Consider the following 20,273-nt stretch of genomic DNA (forward strand, 5'->3'; position numbering starts at 1 on the left):
GATGAACGGCTGGCTGAAGCGAATCGCGGAGTAGTGGCGCTCGACAGCGTCCTCGACGAGCGTGACGTTGACGTGGGGTGCTTGGCACAGCCCCTTCTGCCGGCCGCGGCAGAAGAAGTACAGGTACTCCGCGCCCTTCGAGTTGATGGTCCGTTGAATGATCATCCGCCGCTTGATGCCGGCGCGTTGGCAGCGTCCACAGAAGAGCGATCCCTTGAGGTAGTGGTGGTGGACGCGACGGCGTTCTTGTGCCGTCATGCGCGATTCAAGGATCTCCTGAACTGTGTCGAAGAGGTCCTCGTCGATGAGCGGTTCGTGCCGCCCTTGGATTTCTTCGCCGTCGTATTCGACGTATCCGAGGTAGTAGCGATCGCGCAGCATTTGCGAAATCTTGTTCTCGGAGACCTTCTTGGCTGGGTGTCGCCGGGTGGCCCTGGTGTGTAGGCCGCGGTCGTAGAGCTCGTCAGCCAGCTCTTCTTGCGTGTAGTCGCCGGTGGCGAAGAGCTCGAAACCCAGCTGGACAAAGGGCGCCCGGTCGGGATCGACGATGATCGTGCGGATGACGCGGCCGTCGGAGTGGTCGATGTGGTTGAGGTAGCCGAGTTTCGCGCGTCCGAGCGTGCCGCCGTTGCGGGCCTTCTGGCCCATCTTGTAGGCGATGTCGGCACCGGACTGGCGGGATTGGTACTCGTTGAATGTGGCCAGGATGCCGTGCATCAGCTGGCCTACTGGGGTGTCGTCGATGGCCTCGGTGGCCGAGACCAGGGTGACGCCGCGCTTGCGCAGGTCTGCCATGACGATCGCGTCGTCGTAGCGGTTACGCGCCATGCGCGAGAGCTGGTAGATGATGATGACGTCGACGTCGCCCTGGCTGCGCACCCGCGCGAGCATCTGTTGGAATGCTTCGCGTTTAGTCATCTCCATGGCTGAGCGTCCGGGCTCGACGTACTCGTCGATGACCGTGACGCCCAGGTCCCGCGCCTTGCGCAAGCACGCTTCCCGTTGGGCCGGAATGGAGATGCCTTCTGGGTTGTAGTCGGTCCGGACTTGCCCGGTCGAGGACACGCGCAGGTAGATCACTGCGCGGGTGCCGGGGGCAAGGTCGTCCATCGGCGGCTGGATGGGGATGGTGACGTCCTGCTGCAGTTCATCGATGAAGTCGGCATAAGCGCTGGTCATGACACCTCCTTCTGAGGGCGGCCTGGACGGAGGACCGTGCAGCCGGCGAGTGGGTCCGGGCGGCTGGATCGCGCGCTGACGGTGAGCGGCGAATTCGTGGCCGGTTGCTGTTTCTCAACGGCTGCGGAACGGCGCGAGCATGCGTTGGAACAGCTGGCGTTTCGGCCGTCGCCAGAGTCGAGCGTGTGGGTCGACGTACTCGTCGATGAGCGAGAAGCCCAGTTCCCTGGCCTTGCGCAGACATGCCTCACGCTGGGCCGTGACGCTGTGGTCGGTCTCGGCCCGTCCGGGCGAGGCCACGCGCGTGTAGATCACCGCGTGGGTGGTGGGCATAGGGGCATCCGACGGCTGGAGTTCGTTGTCCGAGTTGGCGTAGGCGGTGGTCATGACACCTCGTTATGAGTCGGTCTGGATGGGGATGTGTGGGTCGGCGTAGTGGGCCCCGGCGGGATTTGCAGTTAGCCGGCGAGCGGCGACTCGTCGGCGGATTGCTGGTCGTGGCGACGCCGGTCGCGACGATCTGCGAGTGCGCCGGTCTGCTCGATCTCCGCGACGGCACTCAACACGCGTACGAGGAAGAGGCCGTGCGCGGTCTCCGTGTCGAGGGCGGGATCAGCGGCCGAGACGACCCGCACGCCTCGGGACGTTAACTCGTCGAGCACGAAGGCGAGGTGCTGCGTCTTGCGGGAAAGGCTGTACAGGTGGTTGACGACGAGCACGTCGATGACTCCGGATCGGGCTGCCGCCAATACCCGTTGCAGCCCAGGACGCTTCAGCGTGCCGCCTGATGCGTAGTCGCTGCTGCGGAGAGCGATGTGCCAACCGGGTTGGGACGCGACGTAGGTCTGCAGGTGGTCGCTTTCGCGGAGGGTGGGCCACCGCTGGTAGAGGCCGACGCGTACCGGCCGTCGAGCCCGTGGGTGTGCGGCTCGGCGGCTGCGGGGATCGCAAGTGGCAGGCGGCATTGTGGTGAACCTTCCTTTCGAGTCATTGGCGAGCGGCTTCGATCCGCTGGGTTCGTTGCGCAAGCGCGAACGCGCGACGTCATGCCGCGTCGCGGCAGTGATCGGGGTGGCTGGCGTCCGCGGTGCCTGGCTCGGCGGGCAGCGTTTGCTCGCTGGCTTCGGTCTGCGCCAGGTCTGCCGCGAGGCTGGCGACCACCCGCGCGAGCTTGCGCATGTCGGGGGGATCGCGGCGAACGCCGCGCACCACCACGTTGCGCACAGCTCTGCTCGCGCCAACGCGCCGTCGGGGTTGCCTGCTCGGCGCGCTGACGGGGCTTCCCTGCTGCTCTTGGTCGGCCGGAGCAGGAACGTCGGCGCAGTTGTTGTCGGCCTGATCGGGGTTGCGAGGTTGAGCGCACATGAGCGCCCCCTTCGTGCCCGTGAGGCCCGCGGCTGGCGGAGGTTCACGGGGCTGCTGGTCGGCGACAGGAACCGTCGACACAGCGGGCACTCCCAGCTGCCGACACCTGCGGTCGCCGATCCGCGCGAAGCGGGTTTCGCGGCGATGCGGGCACGCACCATGACGTGCGTTAAATGAGCTGGGACCGCCAAAGCTGTCACGACCAACGGGCCTCTGCTCCCCGCATGCGTCCGTGTGGGGCCGGCGCTCGTGGCCGTGCTGGACTCTTGCCGTTCGGTAGGACTGTGTGCCTTGCCGAACTGGTGCTGGGTCACCTCGTCAGCTCGGGGTGGGCGGTCGACGCGAGTCCAGAAGAGCGCTACCGGCGCTGACCGCGAACCGCGGCGCGTCGGCATGGCGATGAACGTGATGGGTGCCGAAGCACCTCCTCTCTGTTGAACCGGGGACAGATGCGCCATTCAATTAAGGTAACACCTGAATAGATCTAGTACAGCCTGTGTATCTCAAGTTCTATCTGTTCGTGGGTGTGTGTCTGCTAAACACGCCGAACGTGCGGCGGCCAGCTTCGGTCGCCGTCGGGGACACTGAGAGTCGGTTGGCGACGGCGCGAAGCGCCTCGGAGCGACGAACACGGGACGGCAGCGGGTGCAGATCGAGTGGCGGCTGCGGAAGGTCATGGCCTCCCGCGACGTCTGGACCGCGACCCAGTTGCGCGAAATCCTCATCCAGCGCGCCGGGTTCGAACTGTCTCTCCAGTCGGTTGACGTGCTGATCAAGAAGCAGCCGGTCCAGGTGAAAGTGGCGACCTTGCAGGCGCTGTGCACGACGCTGCGGTGCACGCCCAACGAGCTGTTCGGAATCGACACTCCACGCGATGTCTCGCTCGTCGAACCGGACACCACGGAGTCCCGCGGCGAGCAGTGAGCCCGCGGCGGCGAACGCGGCGACGGCCATCACGCGGCCCTCCCCAATACCTGCGGGGACACGGTGTCCGCAGACAGCCCTGCCGAACCCAGCGTGGTTCGGATCTGCCGATACCAGCTGAGCGCGAAGCGCAGACAGTTCGACTCGGTGCGATGGCTCGGACCGCATCCGGATACGTATCGACCGCGCATGCTCCAGGACATCGAGTCCGAACTGGCGAGAGCTTCGGCGTACCGGTTGAGGCCGGTGATCTTGATGCCGAAACCGTGGAGGTTCAACTCGCGCGTGGCGAAGGCGCGCATGATGCGCTCCACGTCGGCGCTGCTCTGGCGCCGGCACACCGTGCCGATCCCGACGAGCGGCTCGGCGGCCAGATCGATCCCGGCCTGCTCGTAGAAGTCGGCGCAGCGTTCGTAGTCCGACAGAGTCCAGCCTTGCAGCGTCGGCACCCAAGGGAGCTCAGGCGCGAGTTCCCGCAGGCGGACGAGGTTGCGCACGGTCCGCCGTTGATGCTCGCGGATCGTCAAGCCGGTGCGTTTCAGGATGCGCTGTTCGCACATCCAGTCCTGCGGCGCCGCCCAGGCGAGGTTGCCGATCTCGTCGGCGTAGCGCCGGACCGTCTGGACGTAATCCTTCTCGTCGATCTGCCAGCGTCCGTGAAGCTGCAGCTCTGTGAAGCCGCCGGAGTCGAGCGCCCATTCCGTGATGGCGCGGGGCAGGGTGCGGCGGTGGCCGAGCCGCCGGTGCGACACCAGCAGCGGGATGTCGGGCACGCGGGTCAGCCAGATGGGTTGGTGGACGCCGAGGTAGAACCTCACGCTGGCATCGCCCTCCGGCGAGCGCGGACACCAGCAAGCACAGCGACCGCCAGGGCCGTGGTGGTGGTCTTCCCGACGAGTTGGCCGGTGAGGTAGGTCAGCGAGCCGAAGGCCAGCGGCAGGAACAGCAGGCTGTCGACGAGCAGTCCAACCGTGTTCGACGCACTCACGGCGGCGAGGTGACTCCAGTCGCGCAGCGGGGTGTAGATGGCGAGGTCGACAAGTTCGGAGACGGCGAAGGCCGCCGCGCTGGCGAGCGCGATGCGCGGCTCGGCGACCAGTCCGGACAACGCCGCGCCGAGGGCGATCGCGAGCAGCGTTGTCCGGGTGCCGACAGCGTCCTGCAAGAGGTCCCGGACGGTGAATGCGAGCCCGGCGAAGAACGCGCCTGCGGGAACGTGCAGGCCCGCGATAGCGACCGCTGGCCAGAGTGAGGTGGCCCAGTTCGCGCCGGCGATCGTCGCCGCGTACCCGGCGAACAGGACCACGGCGGCGACGGTCCACCGGCGGATGTTCATGCCGCGCTCGGCGGGGAGTCGGCCGGGTCTGTCGCACTGGGCGGGAGTTCAGTGGGGCCGGGCTGGGCGCGGTGGAAGGTGCGCTCGTCGACGAGTGGCTCGTGCACCTTTGGCGCCGAGGTGACCCACTGCTCGATGGGTGCCGGGCGGCCGGCGATGGTGCGGGCCCAGACCTGGCGGCCGGTGTACTTGACGTTGGTGACGATCCGCCGGACGGCCTTGGGGGTCCACCGCCCGTTGGGCACCGGGGCTGCGTACTGGCTCGGGTCGCTGTTGAGTCGTGCGGCGATGACGGCGAACGTCAGGCCGTGGTCGGCCCGCCAGATGAAGATCTGCTTGACGGCGGCGGCGGTCTGCCAGTCTGGGACGAGGACCGCCCGCAGTTTGCTGTGTCCGCTGGGGTCGGTGACCCGGATGCGCAGGGCGCGGTAGCCGTAGGGCGGGGGCCCGATCTGGTAGCCGGCGCGGACGAGTTCGACCATCGCCTGGCGGGCGCGTCGGGTGGTCTCGGCGTGGTGCGCGGCGGGCGCGGCCCACTGGATGTGGTTGCCGCGGGCGTCGACCAATTCGCTGTTACTGGTCGGGTCGTCCGCACCTGCTTCGGTGTCGACGGCGGAGGTATCCGACTGCCTTGTCCACAGGTTTGTCCACAGGTGGGACCACCAGGGTGGACGCGTCTCGGGCACAGGTGTGCCGGTGCACTGGTGGCGGGCGGCGGCGCGAAGTGCAGCGCGCTTGCCGCGGAACTCGGGATGCCAGCCGCATTCACGGCAGTACAGGCGCGTCGTCATGCTGCTCGTCCCCAGCCGGGGTAGGTGACGCGGTTGACGGCGGGCCGGATCACCTCGTCCTCGGTCGGCCACGGGATGCCGACTGCCGCGGCGGCGGCGAGTTCGGCGTCGTGGGCGAGCTGGAAGACAAGCACTTCGTGGTGCGCGGAGAGCGCGGTCGGCGCGCCGGCAGCGAGTGCTCGGGCGGCAGCGCGGCGTTCGGCAAGCGAAGCGCGGGTGACCAGCCGGCTGCCGCGCAGTCCGGCGGTCAGTGCGATGCACCGCTCGACCGGTGCCAGCCCGGCCGAAGTTCCGGCGGCGAGCACCGGTGTGGCCAGGTCGACCAGCGAGCCGTCCGGACACCGGAGGGGCCGCGCGACGACGGCGACGTGTCCGCCGGATCGCAGCAGCGGCTCGCAGTAGAGCAGTGTTGTGGCAAGGTCGGCGAGGGCGGACTCGACCGGGTCGCGGCCCGGACCGGTCGCGCGGTCAGGCGCGGTGCGCAAGCTGGTCAGGATGAGTCCGACTCGTCCGATCAACCCTGCGGCCCGGATGGTCGCGAGCACCTTGGGGCGGGCGTCGAGGACCGAGCCGTCGCGCCACGCGCCTGTGGTCTTGGCGGCGGTGACGTTGGCGCGAGCGAGCGTCCACCACTGGGTGCGGGCGGTCAGTCCGAGCGCGCGACGGTCGGCGCGCAGCGCCTCGGTCAGCACGGTGCCGGCCCCGCAATCCGGGTCGAGAACGAGGTCGCCGGGACGGGTGTAGGTGGCGATCGCATGGGCGGCGACGGCGGGTGGAATCCGCTCGGTGTCGGTCTCGGTGCCGGGCACACAGCCGGTGTCGCGCAGCTGCGCGAGAGTGTCGCGCTGCCCGGTCGGCCAGACCGATAGGGACGGCATTGAGGGCTCCTCCCCCGGTGGCAGGGGGAGTGGCCAGGGCGACGTGGGACGGTCAGCCATTGGAGGTCTCCTCCCCGTCGGCGGTGTCGGTCGGGGCCGGCTGGCGGGTGAACACGAAGAGGTCGTCGTGCACCTGGATGTGCCGAGCGGGCGTCGCGAGCGGTCGTGCCGGAGCCTGGGAACGGGAGTGCGTGGCCGGGGTCGCGACGGCGAGTGCGCCGTCGCGGACGGGCACGCGCAGCAGGGCGATGCGATCGATATAGCGCAGTCCGGCATGGTGCGCGGCGCGCACGAGCGAGCTTGCGGGGTCGGTGAGCCGACCACGGGCTCGCTCACCGTGTGTGATGACGGCAAGGGTGCCGGTCGGGGTGAGCAGACCGGCCCAGTCGGCCGGACGGACCCCGTCGAGGGTGCGCGGTTCGGCCGTGGTGATGACGAGGTCGTAGCGGTCCGGACCGACGCCGGTCGCGGTCGAGTGCGGTCCGGGACGACGGTGTGCCCACGGCTCGGCGGGCTGGTCGGTGGTCGGACTGGCGGTGCGGGGTCGGGGTCCGGACTCGGCCTCGGCCGACGCGTCGCCGGAGTGTTCGCCGGCCAGGTTGGGGTGCGCGACGGCCGTCTGAGTCCGGATGCTGCGGCCGAGTCGTACCACGGTCCAGCCCGCTTCGTGTAGTCCGGCGTACGGGCCGGGCCGGGACTGGTTACGGCCCGCCGTTGGTGACCACGATGCGGGCGGCGCGAGGTAGGGCGCGGGGGCAAGCAGGAGCATTCGCTGGCCGGGCTGGGTGTAGGTGGTGACGATCTTGATGACCGCAGTCAGCAACCAGTTGGCGAGCAGCCCGGTGCCCTCACGGAGTTCGTCTTGAGCGCACGGCCAGACGGTGCTCGGCTGGGCGGGACGAGGATGGTGCAGCGTGAGGCGCAGGGTGCGTAGGCGTGGTGTTCGCCGCCTCTGCGGTAGCGGGATCGGGACGGTCGGGGGGTCGGTCGGGCCGTGCTCCTGGGAGCCGTCTCCTGGGGAGCCGTTGCCGTGTGTCGGGGTCATCGCGGGTCTCCTCCGACGAGGTGGGGCTGTGCGTTCTGACGCCCCTTAACTCTGTATTTCGACCCCGTTTTGGACACGCCTCGCCAAACTTATTTGAGATGGCAAAGGTGCATGTTAATGGCGACTTGGCGTGATTCGAACAGTTCTGCCAAAGCCTCGACGCTGAGCCGCTCGTTCCGTCGACCCAGGTCGGCGCCCACCGTCTTCTGGGCCACTCTGTGGTCAGATTTTTCAAGATTTTTCGGCGGTGCCAGGTTGAGCTTGAGTGCCGACTGTATCCGGGCGCAGTTCGGCTACTAGCGTCGTACTAGTGACCAACTATAACTGCAGTTCGTCGGCTACTAGCGTCGATCGGGTTACGCGGGCCACGAGGGCGCTTTGTTGATCTTGCTTCATGGTGTTCGTGGGATGAAATAGTAGTTCGCTAGTAGCCTCGGCGCGGTTCGCTAGTTGGCGCCTAGTAATGATGTGGTATTTCCGTGGTATCGGTCGTGGCTTCCTGACGTCGTTGTTGTTCACATCGACGCCGTGGGAGTCACGACATGGCAGCACAATCCGTTTTCCGTCGCGCTGGCGACGAGGCCGTCCCGAACTCATTGGATATCGCGCGGGACACGTTTACCTGGCTAGTGACCGGGCCGCACCCGATATCGCTGAACGGCCGGCTCTTTCCCGGTCTGCCGGACCGGCACATTGCGCTGGACGAGGTCCGCGACCGACTGCTGGCGCGCCGGTGCCCGCAGGCGACGCGGGACGCGGTGTGGGCGCATCTGGTGCTGCGCTCCCGTACTGAAGGAGCGACCTGGACGATCGCCGCGGTCGGGGTCGCACTGCCCGCGCTGACTTCTGTCGCGGCGACCTTGACCAACCGGTTCGCCAACGATCCGGCCGACGTGCACGCCGAGGTTCTGCGCGGCTTCCTGACCGCGTTGTCGACCATCGATCTGCGTCCGCCGCGAATCATGCTGCGGCTGCGGTGGGCCGCCTACCGGTCCGGCTACTACGCGCTCGCCGAGGCGCTGGCGGGTCCGACTCCGGTCGCGCCAGGGTTCCGATCCACCCCGCCGCACGCGCCGTGGGGTCACCCGGATCTGGTCCTTGCCCGCGCGGTCGCGGACGGAGTCCTGACTCAGACCGAGGCCGCGCTGATTGGTGCGACTCGGTTGGAAGAGGTGCCCGTCGCGGACTGGGCTGCGCGGCACCAGACCGGCGAGTGGGCGGTCTACAAGGCGCGCAAACGCGCCGAGCTCCGGCTCGCCGCGTACCTGCGCGAGGGCGTCGCCGAGACCGATCCGACCGACCCGTTGACCGACCAGGTAGCCACCGCAGTGGCCCTGGCGCGACCGGTCGCACCGGCCCGCGACTTGCCGCGGTCGTCACTGTCCGTGTCGGTTAGTGAGGTCGAGTCGGGGCAGAAAATTCAGGGTCGCGTGTCCAAAACGGATGCGAAATCCGGAGTTCAGGGCTGCGGGACATCCCCGCGCTCAGCCCGACCTTCGGAGGTGCCCCAATGCGCCTGATCGATCGATTCTTCCCCGCCGCGAGCGGACCGCGCAGCGCCCGCCTCGATGGCACTCCGCAGCCGCCGGCCGAGGCCCCAGCGTCGAGCACGCCGGCCGAGATCACCGGCAGCGAGCCGACCAGTGCTCCGGTCACTAGGCCGGAGGCCTGGGTTCCGGTCCGTCCCCGCCGCTGGTCGCACGTGGCGTTGATTGTCGAGCTGGCGGTCCTCGCGCTGCTGGCGTCGGCGTCGGCGGCGCACGCCGACACGATGGTCGTCGCTCTGGCAGATTCGGTGACCACGGTCCTGAACAACGTCCGCAACTGGATCATGGGCATCTTGGCCGGCTTGGCCACGGTGTTCCTGTCCATCGGCGGTGTCCGATACGTGATGGGCGGTGGCGACCCCGGCGAGGTCGAGAAGGCCAAGACCGCCTTCAAGTCCGCCGGGTGGGGCTACGGCCTGGCAGCGCTCGCGCCGCTGGTCGTGGAGATCCTCAAAGGGATCGTGGGGGCCTGACCGATGGCCGGCACCCCGCCCACGGTTCGCCCGTACCGCCGGTCCGGCGGACCGGTCGCGACCGCTGCCGCCGGACGAATCGACGGGGACCGAGCGATGCTCTCCCCGGTCTCCGACGCCAGCGCCGACCGGCCGCCGGCTGGTCGGCACTGGCGCTGGTACGCGGGCTGGATGCTGGCGCTGAGCGTCGTCGTGCTCCTGGTCGGGGTCCTCGCGGTCAGCGCCTCGGCGCAGCCGACCACACCGAACCCGGATCCTTGCTTGGGGCCTGAGCCGCGGCCGATCCCCTGTGCCCCGCCTCCCACACCGACACAGCCCACACTCCCAATGCCGAGCGCGCCCAGCCCATCGACGGCGCCGCCAAGCACGCCGTGCACGGGTGAGGACTGCATCCCGCAGCCGACCACGCCGCCACCGACAAGTGGCCCGCAGCAGCCCGGCAGCGGCAACGGTGTCAGCGACTCGGACTGCGGGATCACCGACATCGGTGCCTGCATCACCGAGGCCATCAACTCGGCGTTCCGCAGCATCGTCGAAGCTGCGCTCTCGCCGATCCTGGAACTGATCGGGCACACCGCGCTGTCCACACCGACGATCAGCGACCTACCCGGCATCGGCGAACTCTGGAACAACTCGTGGGAGCTCGTGGTCGCTGCCTACGGCCTGCTCATCCTCCTCGGCGGCATCGTCGTGATGGGCCACGAGAGCGTCCAGGCGCGCTACTCGATCAAGGAGATCGGGCCCCGGATCCCGATCGCGTTCATGGCCTCGGCATTGAGCTTGTTTTTCGCCGACAAGCTCATCCGACTGGCCAACGGCCTGACCCTGGGCATCCTCGGCGACGGGGTCAACGCGCCCTCGCTGGGCAACACCCTCAAGGACGCCGTCGCCGGCATCCAGACCGGCGGACTGTTCATCATCCTGGTCGGCCTGGTGCTCGTCGTGGTGGGCCTGGGCCTGCTGGTCGTCTACGTGGTCCGGATCGTCATCACCCTCGTCTTGATCATCTCGGGCCCCTTGTTCCTGATGTTCCACGCCCTGCCGCACACCGACCCGCTGGCCCGCTGGTGGTGGAAGGCGATCACCGCGACGCTGGCGATCCAGGTCGCTCAAGCGCTGGTGCTGATCACCGCAGTGCGCACGTTCCTGTCCGGCGGCGTGCATCTGTTCGGCTCGACGCTGTCCGCGCTCGGCACGCTGGTCGCCGCGATCGCCTTGTTCTTCATCCTGTTCAAGATCCCGTTCTGGTTGTTATCGGCCGCCAAAGTCAGCTCTGGCCGGTCGTTCCTCGGAGGGCTGGCGAAGGCCTACATCGCGGCGAAGACCTTCGGCATGGTCGCCGGGAAGACCGGCGCACTGGGCAAGGTCGGCGGCGCGGTCGGGGCGAAGAGCGGCGGCGGAGGTGGTGGGGGTCGCGGTGGCGGGTCGGCAAATTCGCCGTGGCCTGCTCAGGCGCGCCTTGCGCCCACCCCGGAGATGGTCAACAAGCGGCTCAAGGCGGCCCAGGACGCCGAGCGCGTCCGCGCGGCCCGCCGGTCGCGGCTGCCCTCGCAGACGCCGCAGTTCCTGCAGCCCTCACCCCAAGACACCACCCACGACCCCGCCGTCACCCCGGCAAACCAGGGACCAGCCATGCCTCCTGAGTTCAGTTCCGCACCCAGGCCCGCCACGCCGATCTCACCGCCGCGGCGAGGGCAGCGGCCGGGATCGGCGCCCCAGTTCCAAGCAGCCGGTGGGCCGCGTCGACGCGGCGCCACCCCGCCGCCGGCCCGCCCGATCCGCACCGCGTCTGTGCCCCCGCAGTTGCAGTTCCGACCCGCCACGCCGCCGGCACCGCAGCCGTCGTCGCCACCCACGTCGGCGTCCGCGCCTGCCGCGCCGGTGTTCCGGCAGGCACAGCCCGAGCCGCGCATCGGCGACGCCTACCGGCGCACCCAGTCCGTTCCGCCGGCGCTGTTCCGCACGCCGAAACCCGCTCCAAGAGGTGAAGGGAAATGAGTCAGCCCGTCCGGATTCCTGCCGACGTCGATCGCGAGGACCGGGTGATCGGTCCGCTGACGGCGCGGCAGCTGCTCATCCTCGCCATCACTGGGATTGTGCTGTACGGGACGTACACGATCACCCGCGAGTTCGTGCCGCTGGTGGCGTTCCTCATCGTCGCCATCCCGATCGGGGTGACCGCCGCGTTCCTCGCGCTCGGCCAGCGCGACGGCATCACCCTCGACCGGTTGGTGCTGGCGGCGCTGCGGCAGCGGATGAGCCCGCAGCACCGAGTGGCCGCGCCGGAAGGCATCCGCCCGGCCCCCGAGTGGCTGGGCAGACAGGTCACGAATACCAGCAGCAAGAGCCGCGCCCAGGGGAAGGACGGCGGGGACGCCGCGGCGTCGACGGTCTCGCCGGCCGCGCTGCGGCTGCCCGCCGAAGCGGTCACCGATACCGGCGTCATCGACCTCTGCAAGGACGGGGTCGCCGTCGTCGCGGTCTGCTCGACGATCAACTTCGGGCTGCGCACCCCGGGCGAGCAGGAGTCCCTCGTCGCCTCCTTCGGGCGGTATCTGCACTCGCTGACCGCACCCGTGCAGGTGCTCATCCGCGCGGAACGACTGGACCTGTCCGGGCAGATCGCCGAGCTCCGCGAACAGGCCGGCGGCCTGCCGCACCCGGCGCTGGAACAGGCGGCGCGCGAGCACGCCGAGTACCTCGACCAACTCGGCCGCGCCACCGACCTGCTGCGCCGCCAAGTGCTGCTGATCCTGCGCGAACCGCTGCTCACCACGGGCCCGACCGACGGACTCGGCAGCGCCTCGCCACTGGCCGCGTTGACCGCGAAACGCAGGGCCGCCAAGCAGGCCGCCCTGGTCGACGACGCCACCCGGCGGGCCGCCGAAGCCCGGCTGGTCCGCCGGCTCAGCGAGGCGGTCGAGCTGCTGTCCCCCTCGGGGATCGTGGTCACCCCGCTGGACGCCGGACAGGCCACCGCGGTGCTCGCCGCGGCCTGCAACCCCGACAGCGTGATCCCGCCGAACTCCGGTCTCGCCGCCTCGGACGAGGTCATCACCACCGCCCCGGACGACGGCTGGGACGCAGGCGCGTTCGGCCGCGCCGCGTTCCCCACCGACGACGAGTTCGGCGAGGCCGAGGACGCCTGGGATGACGGCTTCGACGACACCGCCGAGGACCCCGACGACTACGTCAACTCCGCGGGGAGGTACCGCTGATGAAGACCAAGGACAAGCGCCGCGGCCGGAAGGCCCAGAGCGTGCAGCCGCCGCTCGGGCGGGCCAGCGCGTTCACTCCGGACGCCATCTCCGTCCGTCCTCGTGCGCTGGAAGTCGGTGGCGAATGGGTCGCGAGCTTCGCCGTCGTCGGCTACCCGCGCGAAGTGCACAACGGGTGGCTTCAGCCGCTGCTGACTTACCCCGGACGGGTCGACGTCTCGCTGCACATCGAGCCGATCGACCCGGTCACCGCGGCCAACCGTCTCAAGAAGCAGCTGTCGAAGCTCGAAAGCGGTCGCCGGCACACCAGTGAGAAGGGCCGGCTGGTCGACCCGCACGTCGAAGCCGCCACCGAGGATGCCTACGACTTGTCCGCACGGGTCGCCCGTGGCGAGGGCAAGCTTTACCGGCTCGGGCTGTACCTGACCGTGCACGCTCCCACCGAGGAGGCCCTCAGCGACGAGGTCGCCGCGATCCGGTCGTTGGCGGCGTCGCTGCTGCTGGACTGCAAACCGACCACGTACCGCAGCATGCAGGGCTGGATCACCAGCCTGCCCATGGGTCTGGACCTCGTCGGCATGCGCCGCACGTTCGACACCAGCGCGCTGTCTGCGGCGTTCCCGTTCACCTCACCGGACCTGCCACCGCCCGACCCGACCTCGGTCGGCGCACCGAGCGGCGTGCTCTACGGCTTCAACGTCGGAAGCCAGGGGTTGGTCCACCATGACCGGTTCGCCCTGGACAACCACAACTCGGTGATCCTCGGCCGCTCCGGCGCGGGCAAGAGCTACCTGGTGAAGCTGGAGTTGTTGCGGTCGTTGTATCGCGGGATCGAGATCCACGTCATCGACCCGGAGGACGAGTACGCCCGGCTGGCCGCCGCGGTCGGCGGAACGTATGTGCACCTCGGTGCCGAGCAGGTCCGGTTGAACCCGATGGACTTGCCGATCCACACCCGCCCGGACGGGCGCCGCACTGCACCGCGCAACGCGCTGATCCGCCGGTCGTTGTTCCTGCACACGGTGATCTCGGTGCTGCTGGGCAGTGAGCTCGAAGCGACCGAACGTGCGGCACTGGACCGGGCTATCACCGCGACCTACCAGCGCGTGGGGATCACCTCGGATCCGCGGACCTGGACCCGCCCGGCGCCGCTGCTGGCCGACCTCGCCGAGGTCCTCGCCGGGACCGGTGACCCCGCCGGGGTGGAACTCGCGGCGCGGCTGCACCCGTATGTCACCGGCGCGTTCTCGGGGCTGTTCTCCGGCCCGACGTCGACCCGTCCGGAGGGACACCTGGTGGTGTTCTCGCTGCGGGATCTCGCCGACGAGCTCAAGCCGATCGGCACGTTGCTGACGCTCGACGCGGTGTGGCGGCAGGTCTCTAACCCGGCCATCCGCAAGCCCAGGCTGGTCGTGGTCGACGAGGCGTGGCTGTTGATGAAGGAGCCCGCGGGCGCGGAGTTCTTGTTCCGGATGGCTAAGGCGTCCCGGAAACAGTGGGCCGGTCTCACGGTGGCCACCCAGGACACCGCGGACGTCCTGGGCTCGGATCTGGGTAAGGCAGTGGTGGCCAACGCCGCGACGCAGATCCTGCTGCGGCAAGCCTCCCAGGCGATCGACGAGATCACCCGCACCTTCGACCTGTCTATGGGTGAGCGCCAGTTCCTGCTCTCCGCGGACCGTGGCCAGGGCCTCCTGTCGACCGGGACGCAGCGCGTGGCATTCCAGTCCATCGCCTCACCGGTCGAGCATCAATTGGTCACGACTGACCCCGCCGAAATCGCCGGGTATTCCGACACCTCGTCGGGAATCGAGAACTCCTTCGTCGAACTCGGCGCGGACGACACCGCGGGAATCGCGGACTCGTTCGACGATGGCAACGCGTCGCAGATCGAACTCGACGCCGCCTAATCGCAGGAATCAATCCGTATACACCGAATCGCACCCAGGGGATACCCATGTCTACGTCATTGCCCATTTCCGCCACCGTTAACCGGCCCACGCGGCTGCTCACGCAAAACAGCGAGATGCGCCAGATTGGCGTGTGGAACTGGTCGCTGCCGGCCTGGGCCGGCCGCTTGGCTGACGGTCGCACTTACAACACCTGTCCGTCGGCCGGAATCTGCGCGCAGGCGTGCTACGCCCGGCACGGCACCTACACCTGGCCGGTCGTCCGCGCCAAGCACCAGGCGAACCTGATGTACGTCCTGGACGACCTGGCCGGCTGGCAGGCCGCCATGGTCGCGGAACTCGGCGCGGCCAAGTTCCGGGGCGCCTGGATCAGAATTCACGACAGCGGCGATTTCTTCTCCGACGCCTACCTTCAGGCATGGCTGGATATTTGCCGGACTCGACCCGACACGAATTTCTACGCCTACACCAAAGAGGTGTCCCGATTCCGGACGCTCGTCGAGCCTGGCCCGCCGCCGAATTTTCTGTGGGTCTACTCGTATGGCGGGACACAGGATGCCGCGTTGAATCCCGCCGTCGACCGGATCGCAGATGTGTTTCCCGACGAGCCTGCGATCGCCGAGGCGGGCTGGGCCTCGCAGGAAGCCAGCGACCTGCTCGCGGTCCTGGGCCCGCGGCTGGTCGGGGTGCCGGCCAACCGCATTCCCGCCTACCTCAAGCGGCTGGCCGGGCGCCGGTTCTCCGCGTGGCAAGCCGAGGTCGACGCCGACCGCGCCGCCCGCCGAGGCCGCCGGCACCTGCGGCTCGTCGTCGACAACACCCGCCCCGACCACAGCCAGCAGCCCACGGCCGAGCCGGCTGACCAGCCGTGGGCGGCTTGACCGCAGCTCGCATCCGTCCCGTCGACCGCTTTGCGTGGGGAGGTCCCCGATGTCCTGGCCAATCACCGCCACACCCCTGTCCGCCCTCATCCCACCGCATATTGAGCAGACCGCGGACGTGCTCGCCTCACCGGTCGGCGACTACCTGCGTGACCCGCTCGGCGCGTTCCAGAACGTGCTGGCGCACCTGCGCGACCTCGCCCTGACCTGGGGCCCGATCGTCGGGCCGGTGCTCGCGGTCGCTGTCACCGCCGCGGTCGTCGCGCGCCGTCGGTGGCGCCGCCGCTACCACCAGCGCCTGATGATCGATGCTCGCCTGATCACCGTGCTCGCGCCGCCGACGGTCGACCCGTCCGGGGCGATCACGGTGTGGTCCAACCTCGTCGGATTGCTGCGGCCGGGGTGGCGGCGTCGCTTCGGCGGGCAGCCGCACCTGAGCTTCGAGCTGACATTCACCGACGACGGCGTGCAGATCCGGCTGTGGGTGCCGGGCCTGGTGCCGCCCGGCATGGTCGAGCGCGCGATCGAGGCCGCCTGGCCCGGCGCGCACACCCGCACCACCCCCGCCAAGCCCCCGATCCCGACCACGACGGCAGCGGGTCGGCGGGTCGAGGCGGTCGGTGGCGAGCTGCGGCTGGCGCGCTCGGAAGCACTGCCGATCCGCACCGAGCACCCGGCCGACCCGATTCGCGCGATGCTCGGCGCACCGGTCGGGCTCGGCCCGCACGAGCGGGCATGCGTGCAGATCCTCGCCCGCCCGGTCGCCGGCCACCGAGTGACCAAAGCCCGCCGCGCCGCCCGGCGGGTGCACGCGGGCGGGTCGGTTCATCTGGTCGGCCGGCTGCTCGACGTCATCACGCCGGGCAAGACCCCGAAGTCGTCGACCAGCACGCGGACGCCGGGCCTGGATCGGCAGACCAGCCTGGAGTACGCCGCCCAGGACCGTGCTGTGGTCGAGAAGCTGCGGGCGAACCAATTCGAGACCCGTATTTGCTACGCCGTGGCCACCACCGTGCCCGAGGACGCCACGTCGGGCGAGGTTCAGGCGGTGCGGGAGGTGCTGCGGGGTCGCGGGCACGCGATCGCCTCGGCGTTCGCCGCCTACTCCGAGCACAACTACTACCGCCGGGTTCGGATCCGTCGAGATCCGGTCGCCGTGCTGGCCGAACGCCGCCTGGGCAAGGGCGACCTGCTCTCGATCCTCGAGCTGGCCGCAATCGCGCACCTGCCGATCGACGAGTCCACCCCCGGCCTGCAGCGGGCCGGCGCGAAGGCCGTGCCGCCCCCGCCGGGTATCGCCACGGCCGGGGAGCAGATCAAGCCCCTGGGGCTGTCGGACTCCGGGCACTCCCGCCCGGTCGGCCTGCACGTCGCCGACGCCCGCCACCACCTGCACATCCTCGGCGCCACCGGTAGCGGCAAGTCGGAGCTGATGGCCCGGATGATCCTGGCCGACGCCGAGGCCGGCCGAGGTGTCGTCGTGGTCGATCCGAAGGGCGACCTCGTGTCGGACATCCTGATGCGCCTGCCCGAGGAGCTCGGCGAGAAGGTCGTGCTGTTCGACGCCGACTCCCGCGCCCGCCCGCCGGTGCTCAACCCGTTGGAGGGAGCGGATAAGGCCCGCGCGGTCGACAACCTGGTCTCGATCTTCTCCCGGATCTACGCCTCGTCGTGGGGGCCGCGCACCGACGACATCCTGCGCGCCGGGCTGCTCACCCTGACCGCGATGCCCGGTACCCCGACGCTGGTCGACCTGCCCAAGCTGTTGACCGTGCCGGCGTTCCGGCAACGGGCCTGCGACCAGATCGATGACGAGGTCCTCAAGGGCTTCTGGTCCTGGTACGACGACCTGTCCGAAGCCAGCCGCGCACAAGTGATCGCGCCGCTGATGAACAAAATCCGCGGCTTCCTGCTGCGCCCGTTCGTCCGCGCCGCCATCGCCGGTGGAACGTCCACTATGGACATGGATGAGGTGCTCAACACCGGTGGGATCTGCCTGGTGCGCATCGCTCGCGACGCGCTAGGGATGGAAACCGCGCGGCTGGTCGGTTCCATCGTCGTGGCCCGCACCTGGCAGGCCGCGACTCGCCGAGCTCGCGTCCCGCAGCGCCAACGCCGCGACTGCGGGCTGTACGTGGACGAGTGCCACAACTTCCTGAACCTGGCCTATCCATTGGAGGACATGCTCGCCGAGGCCCGCGGCTACCGACTCTCCATGGCGTTGGCACACCAGTACCTCGGACAGCTACCGAAGGAGCTCGAAGAGGGCGTCAGCACCAACGCGCGCAGCAAGATCTTCTTCAACGCCTCGCCCGAGGACGCCAAGCGGCTGGCCCGGCACACCATGCCGCGGCTGAGCGATCACGACCTGTCCAATCTCGGCGTGTACCACGTCGCCGCTCGGCTAGTCCTGGGCGGCGAGGAAGCGCCGCCGTTCACCGCGGTTACCGAGAAGCTCCCGCCCGCGATTCCCGGACGCGCCAAGGCAATCCGCAAAGCAGCCAGGGTCAATACCCGCCCGCCCGTCACCAACGCCGACAACGCAACGGGCCGCCCCGGTCAGCCCACTGTAGACCCCCGCCGCGCGGTCTGACCTGTCGGGCCTTGTTCTCCCGCAACGCATGTGGGCTCACCTATCGCGCCCGTTCCGCTCCGGTGATCCCGCATGCGTTGCCTTCACCTTCCCCCATTCCGGCCCAACGACTGGGAGGTGCCGACCCATGATTTCGAATCCCACGCCTCAGAGGGCATTGCGCGGGCACATGCCCCAACGCCCCACGCCACGGGCGGCCACCACCGGGGAGCACCACGCCCAGCTCGCCGGACGGCTCACCCTCCGGGACCGCTGGCTTGCTCGGATGCTGCACGAGCACAAGGTCTTCACCACCCAGCAGATCGTCGAACTCTGCTACCCGACCATGCGCGCGGCCAACCACCGCCTGCTCAACCTGTTCAAGTGGCGCGTCGTCGACCGCTTTCAGCCGTTCGTCAGCTCCGGCACCGCACCGATGCACTACGTGCTCGACATCGCCGGCTCGGTCGCCCTCGCCTACGAGGATGGTCTCGACCCCAAGCAACTGGGCTACCGCCACGAAGACGCCATCGGCATCGCCCACTCCCTGCGCCTCGCACACACCGTGGGCGTCAACGGCGTTTTCACCAGCCTCGTTGCACTCAGCCGACGGCCAGGTGCCCGCGGCCGCCTGACCGCGTGGTGGTCCGAGCTTCGCTGCGGCCGGCTCTTCGGCGACATGGTCCGCCCCGACGCCTACGGCCGTTGGCGCGAAGACGGCCACCAGATCGAGTTCTTCCTCGAATTCGACTTCGGCACCGAGGACCTCGGCAAGCTCGCCCGCAAGCTCCACGGTTACGAAAAGCTCGCCATCGCAACAGGAATCACCACACCCGTCCTGGTGTGGCTGCCCACCAACCGCCGCGAGACCAACGTGCTCACGGCGCTCGCCGACGCCCTGTCCCAGTTGGACCGGCCAGCGCTCGTGCCCGTAGCCACCAGCGCCGCAGATGTCGCTGGCGTGGCTGGCGAGGACAACCCCGCCGTCGCGCGGTGGTTGCCGATCTCCGGTCCGGCGTCGCGACGGCCGGGTCGACTGCGGCTCGTCGAGCTCGCGCGGTTCTGGCCCCACGTCGCACCGCCCACCGCTGTCCAGTCCTCGACATCGGCTCAAGCGCAGCAGGCGCCCGCGGACCTGGCCGCGCCGGACCCGCACCCACCACCCCTACCCACCAGCCACTTCCGGAAGGTGACTCCATGAAGATCGCCGTTGCCGCTGTCGCGGCCATCATCGCTATCCCCATCCTCATCGGGGGTGTCGGCAAAGCCATCGTCAGTGCGCTGTTCGGTACCGGTGGCACCGAGCCGAGCCAGGCCGCGGTCGCCGAGATCCCCAACGACTACCTGTCGCTCTACCGAGCCGCAGCCTCCGTGTGCCCAGGGCTGGACTGGACGATCCTCGCCGCGATCGGCGACGCCGAATCCAAGCACGGCCGCGGATCCGGCGACGGCATCACGGAAGGCGAGAACTACATGGGGGCCGGCGGCCCCATGCAGTTCCTCAAGCCCACCTTCGACGGTGTGATTGCACGCCACACGATCCCGCCCGGTGGCTCGAACCCGCCCTCCCGCTACAACCCGCACGACGCCATCTACGCCGCCGCGTTTTACCTGTGCGATTCCGGCGCACAGAAAGACATCCGCAAGGCGCTCTTCGCCTACAACCATGACGAGGAGTACGTCAACGGCGTTCTGGCTCAGGCAAAACGGTACGGCACCGCCACCGTCGGAACCGGCGACTGCAACAAGATCCAGGCACCCAACCCCGCCGCGATCATGGCAATCAACTTCGCCTGCGGCCAACTCGGCCTGCCCTACGTATGGGGTGGCAACGGACCAGCCGGCGGCCATGCCGGCTTCGACTGCTCTGGCCTCACCAAAGCTGCCTACAACGCCGCCGGCATCAACCTGCCTCGTACCGCGCAGACTCAGTACAACGCGGGTCCACTGGTGCCCGCCGGCCAACCGCTGCTTCCCGGCGACCTGGTCTTCTACGGCACAACCGGCAACGTCCACCACGTCGGCCTGTACATCGGTGCAGGGAAGATGGTGCACGCCCCGACGTTCGGCGAGCCGGTCCAGGTCAGCAACTACCGCTGGAACGGGGATGACTATCTGGCGGCCTCGCGGCCCACGGTCGATTCGCGCTTGTAG

The 20,273-nt window shown here is 69.1% G+C and carries 19 protein-coding genes; 10 read left to right on the forward strand and 9 right to left on the reverse strand.

Going from position 1 to position 20,273, the window contains the following annotated elements; genetic code table 11:
• The 4 genes from BAY60_RS34970 to BAY60_RS34985 form a co-directional block, all read right to left on the reverse strand.
• The coding region (locus BAY60_RS34970; RefSeq protein WP_146771132.1) for a recombinase family protein at positions 1 to 1,179 on the reverse strand (1,179 nt) is incomplete at its 3' end.
• A gap of 114 nt (positions 1,180 to 1,293) precedes the next feature.
• A complete protein-coding gene (locus tag BAY60_RS34975) occupies positions 1,294 to 1,566 on the reverse strand; it encodes a recombinase family protein (protein ID WP_112285673.1) in 273 nt (90 codons plus the stop codon).
• Between the two features lie 71 nt (positions 1,567 to 1,637).
• Complete coding sequence (locus tag BAY60_RS34980; RefSeq protein ID WP_112285674.1) at positions 1,638 to 2,144, reverse strand: recombinase family protein; 507 nt, start codon at positions 2,142 to 2,144, stop codon at positions 1,638 to 1,640.
• 79 nt (positions 2,145 to 2,223) lie between these two features.
• The gene (locus tag BAY60_RS34985; RefSeq protein WP_043830790.1) at positions 2,224 to 2,403 is read right to left on the reverse strand and encodes a hypothetical protein; all 180 of its coding nucleotides are present in this window, start codon (positions 2,401 to 2,403) and stop codon (positions 2,224 to 2,226) included.
• Between the two features lie 786 nt (positions 2,404 to 3,189).
• Between BAY60_RS34985 and BAY60_RS34990 the strand changes: the two genes are divergently transcribed.
• A complete protein-coding gene (locus tag BAY60_RS34990) occupies positions 3,190 to 3,468 on the forward strand; it encodes a helix-turn-helix domain-containing protein (RefSeq protein WP_043830792.1) in 279 nt (92 codons plus the stop codon).
• Between the two features lie 29 nt (positions 3,469 to 3,497).
• Here BAY60_RS34990 and BAY60_RS34995 read toward each other — a convergent pair whose 3' ends face one another.
• Genes BAY60_RS34995 through BAY60_RS37430 form a run of 5 tightly spaced genes read right to left on the reverse strand, consistent with a single transcriptional unit; the run spans position 3,498 to position 7,518 of the window.
• A complete protein-coding gene (locus BAY60_RS34995) occupies positions 3,498 to 4,286 on the reverse strand; it encodes a deazapurine DNA modification protein DpdA family protein (RefSeq protein WP_043830795.1) in 789 nt (262 codons plus the stop codon).
• Entirely contained in the window at positions 4,283 to 4,804 is a 522-nt protein-coding gene (locus tag BAY60_RS35000) for a VUT family protein (RefSeq protein ID WP_043830797.1), read from the reverse strand. The genes BAY60_RS34995 and BAY60_RS35000 overlap by 4 nt, the downstream gene beginning before the upstream one ends.
• Positions 4,801 to 5,595: a recombinase family protein gene (locus BAY60_RS35005; protein ID WP_081684792.1), complete on the reverse strand. Its 795-nt coding sequence runs from the start codon at positions 5,593 to 5,595 to the stop codon at positions 4,801 to 4,803. The genes BAY60_RS35000 and BAY60_RS35005 overlap by 4 nt, the downstream gene beginning before the upstream one ends.
• Complete coding sequence (locus BAY60_RS35010) at positions 5,592 to 6,473, reverse strand: DNA methyltransferase (protein ID WP_051171987.1); 882 nt, start codon at positions 6,471 to 6,473, stop codon at positions 5,592 to 5,594. Before BAY60_RS35010 ends, BAY60_RS35005 begins: the two co-directional genes overlap by 4 nt.
• 52 nt (positions 6,474 to 6,525) lie before the next feature.
• Positions 6,526 to 7,518: a hypothetical protein gene (locus BAY60_RS37430; RefSeq protein ID WP_072029967.1), complete on the reverse strand. Its 993-nt coding sequence runs from the start codon at positions 7,516 to 7,518 to the stop codon at positions 6,526 to 6,528.
• A gap of 542 nt (positions 7,519 to 8,060) precedes the next feature.
• Between BAY60_RS37430 and BAY60_RS35015 the strand changes: the two genes are divergently transcribed.
• The 9 genes from BAY60_RS35015 to BAY60_RS35055 all read left to right on the forward strand — a co-directional run bounded on the left by BAY60_RS35015 (position 8,061) and on the right by BAY60_RS35055 (position 20,273).
• Positions 8,061 to 9,038: a hypothetical protein gene (locus BAY60_RS35015; RefSeq protein WP_043830802.1), complete on the forward strand. Its 978-nt coding sequence runs from the start codon at positions 8,061 to 8,063 to the stop codon at positions 9,036 to 9,038.
• A gap of 251 nt (positions 9,039 to 9,289) precedes the next feature.
• Positions 9,290 to 9,538, forward strand: a complete 249-nt coding sequence (locus BAY60_RS35020; RefSeq protein ID WP_225950548.1) for a pilin — start codon at positions 9,290 to 9,292, stop codon at positions 9,536 to 9,538.
• A 327-nt stretch (positions 9,539 to 9,865) separates the two neighbouring features.
• Positions 9,866 to 11,536, forward strand: a complete 1,671-nt coding sequence (locus BAY60_RS35025) for a TrbL/VirB6 family protein (protein ID WP_228714066.1) — start codon at positions 9,866 to 9,868, stop codon at positions 11,534 to 11,536.
• Positions 11,533 to 12,756 carry a PrgI family protein gene (locus BAY60_RS35030; RefSeq protein WP_043830806.1) on the forward strand — a complete coding sequence of 408 codons (1,224 nt, stop codon included), beginning with the start codon at positions 11,533 to 11,535 and terminating at the stop codon, positions 12,754 to 12,756. Before BAY60_RS35025 ends, BAY60_RS35030 begins: the two co-directional genes overlap by 4 nt.
• Positions 12,756 to 14,666 (forward strand): VirB4 family type IV secretion system protein, encoded by a 1,911-nt coding sequence (locus BAY60_RS35035; protein WP_043830809.1) that lies wholly within the window; start codon positions 12,756 to 12,758, stop codon positions 14,664 to 14,666. Before BAY60_RS35030 ends, BAY60_RS35035 begins: the two co-directional genes overlap by 1 nt.
• A 47-nt stretch (positions 14,667 to 14,713) precedes the next feature.
• Complete coding sequence (locus BAY60_RS35040) at positions 14,714 to 15,547, forward strand: GP88 family protein (RefSeq protein WP_043830811.1); 834 nt, start codon at positions 14,714 to 14,716, stop codon at positions 15,545 to 15,547.
• A 49-nt stretch (positions 15,548 to 15,596) separates the two neighbouring features.
• Positions 15,597 to 18,140 carry a helicase HerA domain-containing protein gene (locus tag BAY60_RS35045; protein WP_112285675.1) on the forward strand — a complete coding sequence of 848 codons (2,544 nt, stop codon included), beginning with the start codon at positions 15,597 to 15,599 and terminating at the stop codon, positions 18,138 to 18,140.
• Between the two features lie 127 nt (positions 18,141 to 18,267).
• On the forward strand, positions 18,268 to 19,320 hold the full coding sequence (locus tag BAY60_RS35050; RefSeq protein WP_043830813.1) for a replication-relaxation family protein: 1,053 nt from the start codon (positions 18,268 to 18,270) through the stop codon (positions 19,318 to 19,320).
• Positions 19,317 to 20,273: a C40 family peptidase gene (locus tag BAY60_RS35055; RefSeq protein ID WP_043830815.1), complete on the forward strand. Its 957-nt coding sequence runs from the start codon at positions 19,317 to 19,319 to the stop codon at positions 20,271 to 20,273. Before BAY60_RS35050 ends, BAY60_RS35055 begins: the two co-directional genes overlap by 4 nt.

Source organism: Prauserella muralis (genome assembly GCF_003202285.1).
GTDB classification, from domain to species: Bacteria; Actinomycetota; Actinomycetes; order Mycobacteriales; family Pseudonocardiaceae; genus Prauserella_B; species Prauserella_B muralis.

Bases quoted from the DNA above. Each gene is read 5' to 3' on its own strand.
- BAY60_RS35005 (WP_081684792.1), bottom strand. From the start codon at position 5,595: ATGACGACGCGCCTGTACTGCCGTGAATGCGGCTGGCATCCCGAGTTC.
- BAY60_RS34975 (WP_112285673.1), bottom strand. From the start codon at position 1,566: ATGACCACCGCCTACGCCAACTCGGACAACGAACTCCAGCCGTCGGAT.
- BAY60_RS37430 (WP_072029967.1), bottom strand. From the start codon at position 7,518: ATGACCCCGACACACGGCAACGGCTCCCCAGGAGACGGCTCCCAGGAG.
- BAY60_RS35055 (WP_043830815.1), top strand. From the start codon at position 19,317: ATGAAGATCGCCGTTGCCGCTGTCGCGGCCATCATCGCTATCCCCATC.
- BAY60_RS35035 (WP_043830809.1), top strand. From the start codon at position 12,756: ATGAAGACCAAGGACAAGCGCCGCGGCCGGAAGGCCCAGAGCGTGCAG.
- BAY60_RS35010 (WP_051171987.1), bottom strand. From the start codon at position 6,473: ATGCCGTCCCTATCGGTCTGGCCGACCGGGCAGCGCGACACTCTCGCG.
- BAY60_RS34980 (WP_112285674.1), bottom strand. From the start codon at position 2,144: ATGCCGCCTGCCACTTGCGATCCCCGCAGCCGCCGAGCCGCACACCCA.
- BAY60_RS35040 (WP_043830811.1), top strand. From the start codon at position 14,714: ATGTCTACGTCATTGCCCATTTCCGCCACCGTTAACCGGCCCACGCGG.
- BAY60_RS35020 (WP_225950548.1), top strand. From the start codon at position 9,290: ATGGTCGTCGCTCTGGCAGATTCGGTGACCACGGTCCTGAACAACGTC.
- BAY60_RS35025 (WP_228714066.1), top strand. From the start codon at position 9,866: ATGCCGAGCGCGCCCAGCCCATCGACGGCGCCGCCAAGCACGCCGTGC.
- BAY60_RS35000 (WP_043830797.1), bottom strand. From the start codon at position 4,804: ATGAACATCCGCCGGTGGACCGTCGCCGCCGTGGTCCTGTTCGCCGGG.
- BAY60_RS35015 (WP_043830802.1), top strand. From the start codon at position 8,061: ATGGCAGCACAATCCGTTTTCCGTCGCGCTGGCGACGAGGCCGTCCCG.
- BAY60_RS35045 (WP_112285675.1), top strand. From the start codon at position 15,597: ATGTCCTGGCCAATCACCGCCACACCCCTGTCCGCCCTCATCCCACCG.
- BAY60_RS35030 (WP_043830806.1), top strand. From the start codon at position 11,533: ATGAGTCAGCCCGTCCGGATTCCTGCCGACGTCGATCGCGAGGACCGG.
- BAY60_RS35050 (WP_043830813.1), top strand. From the start codon at position 18,268: ATGATTTCGAATCCCACGCCTCAGAGGGCATTGCGCGGGCACATGCCC.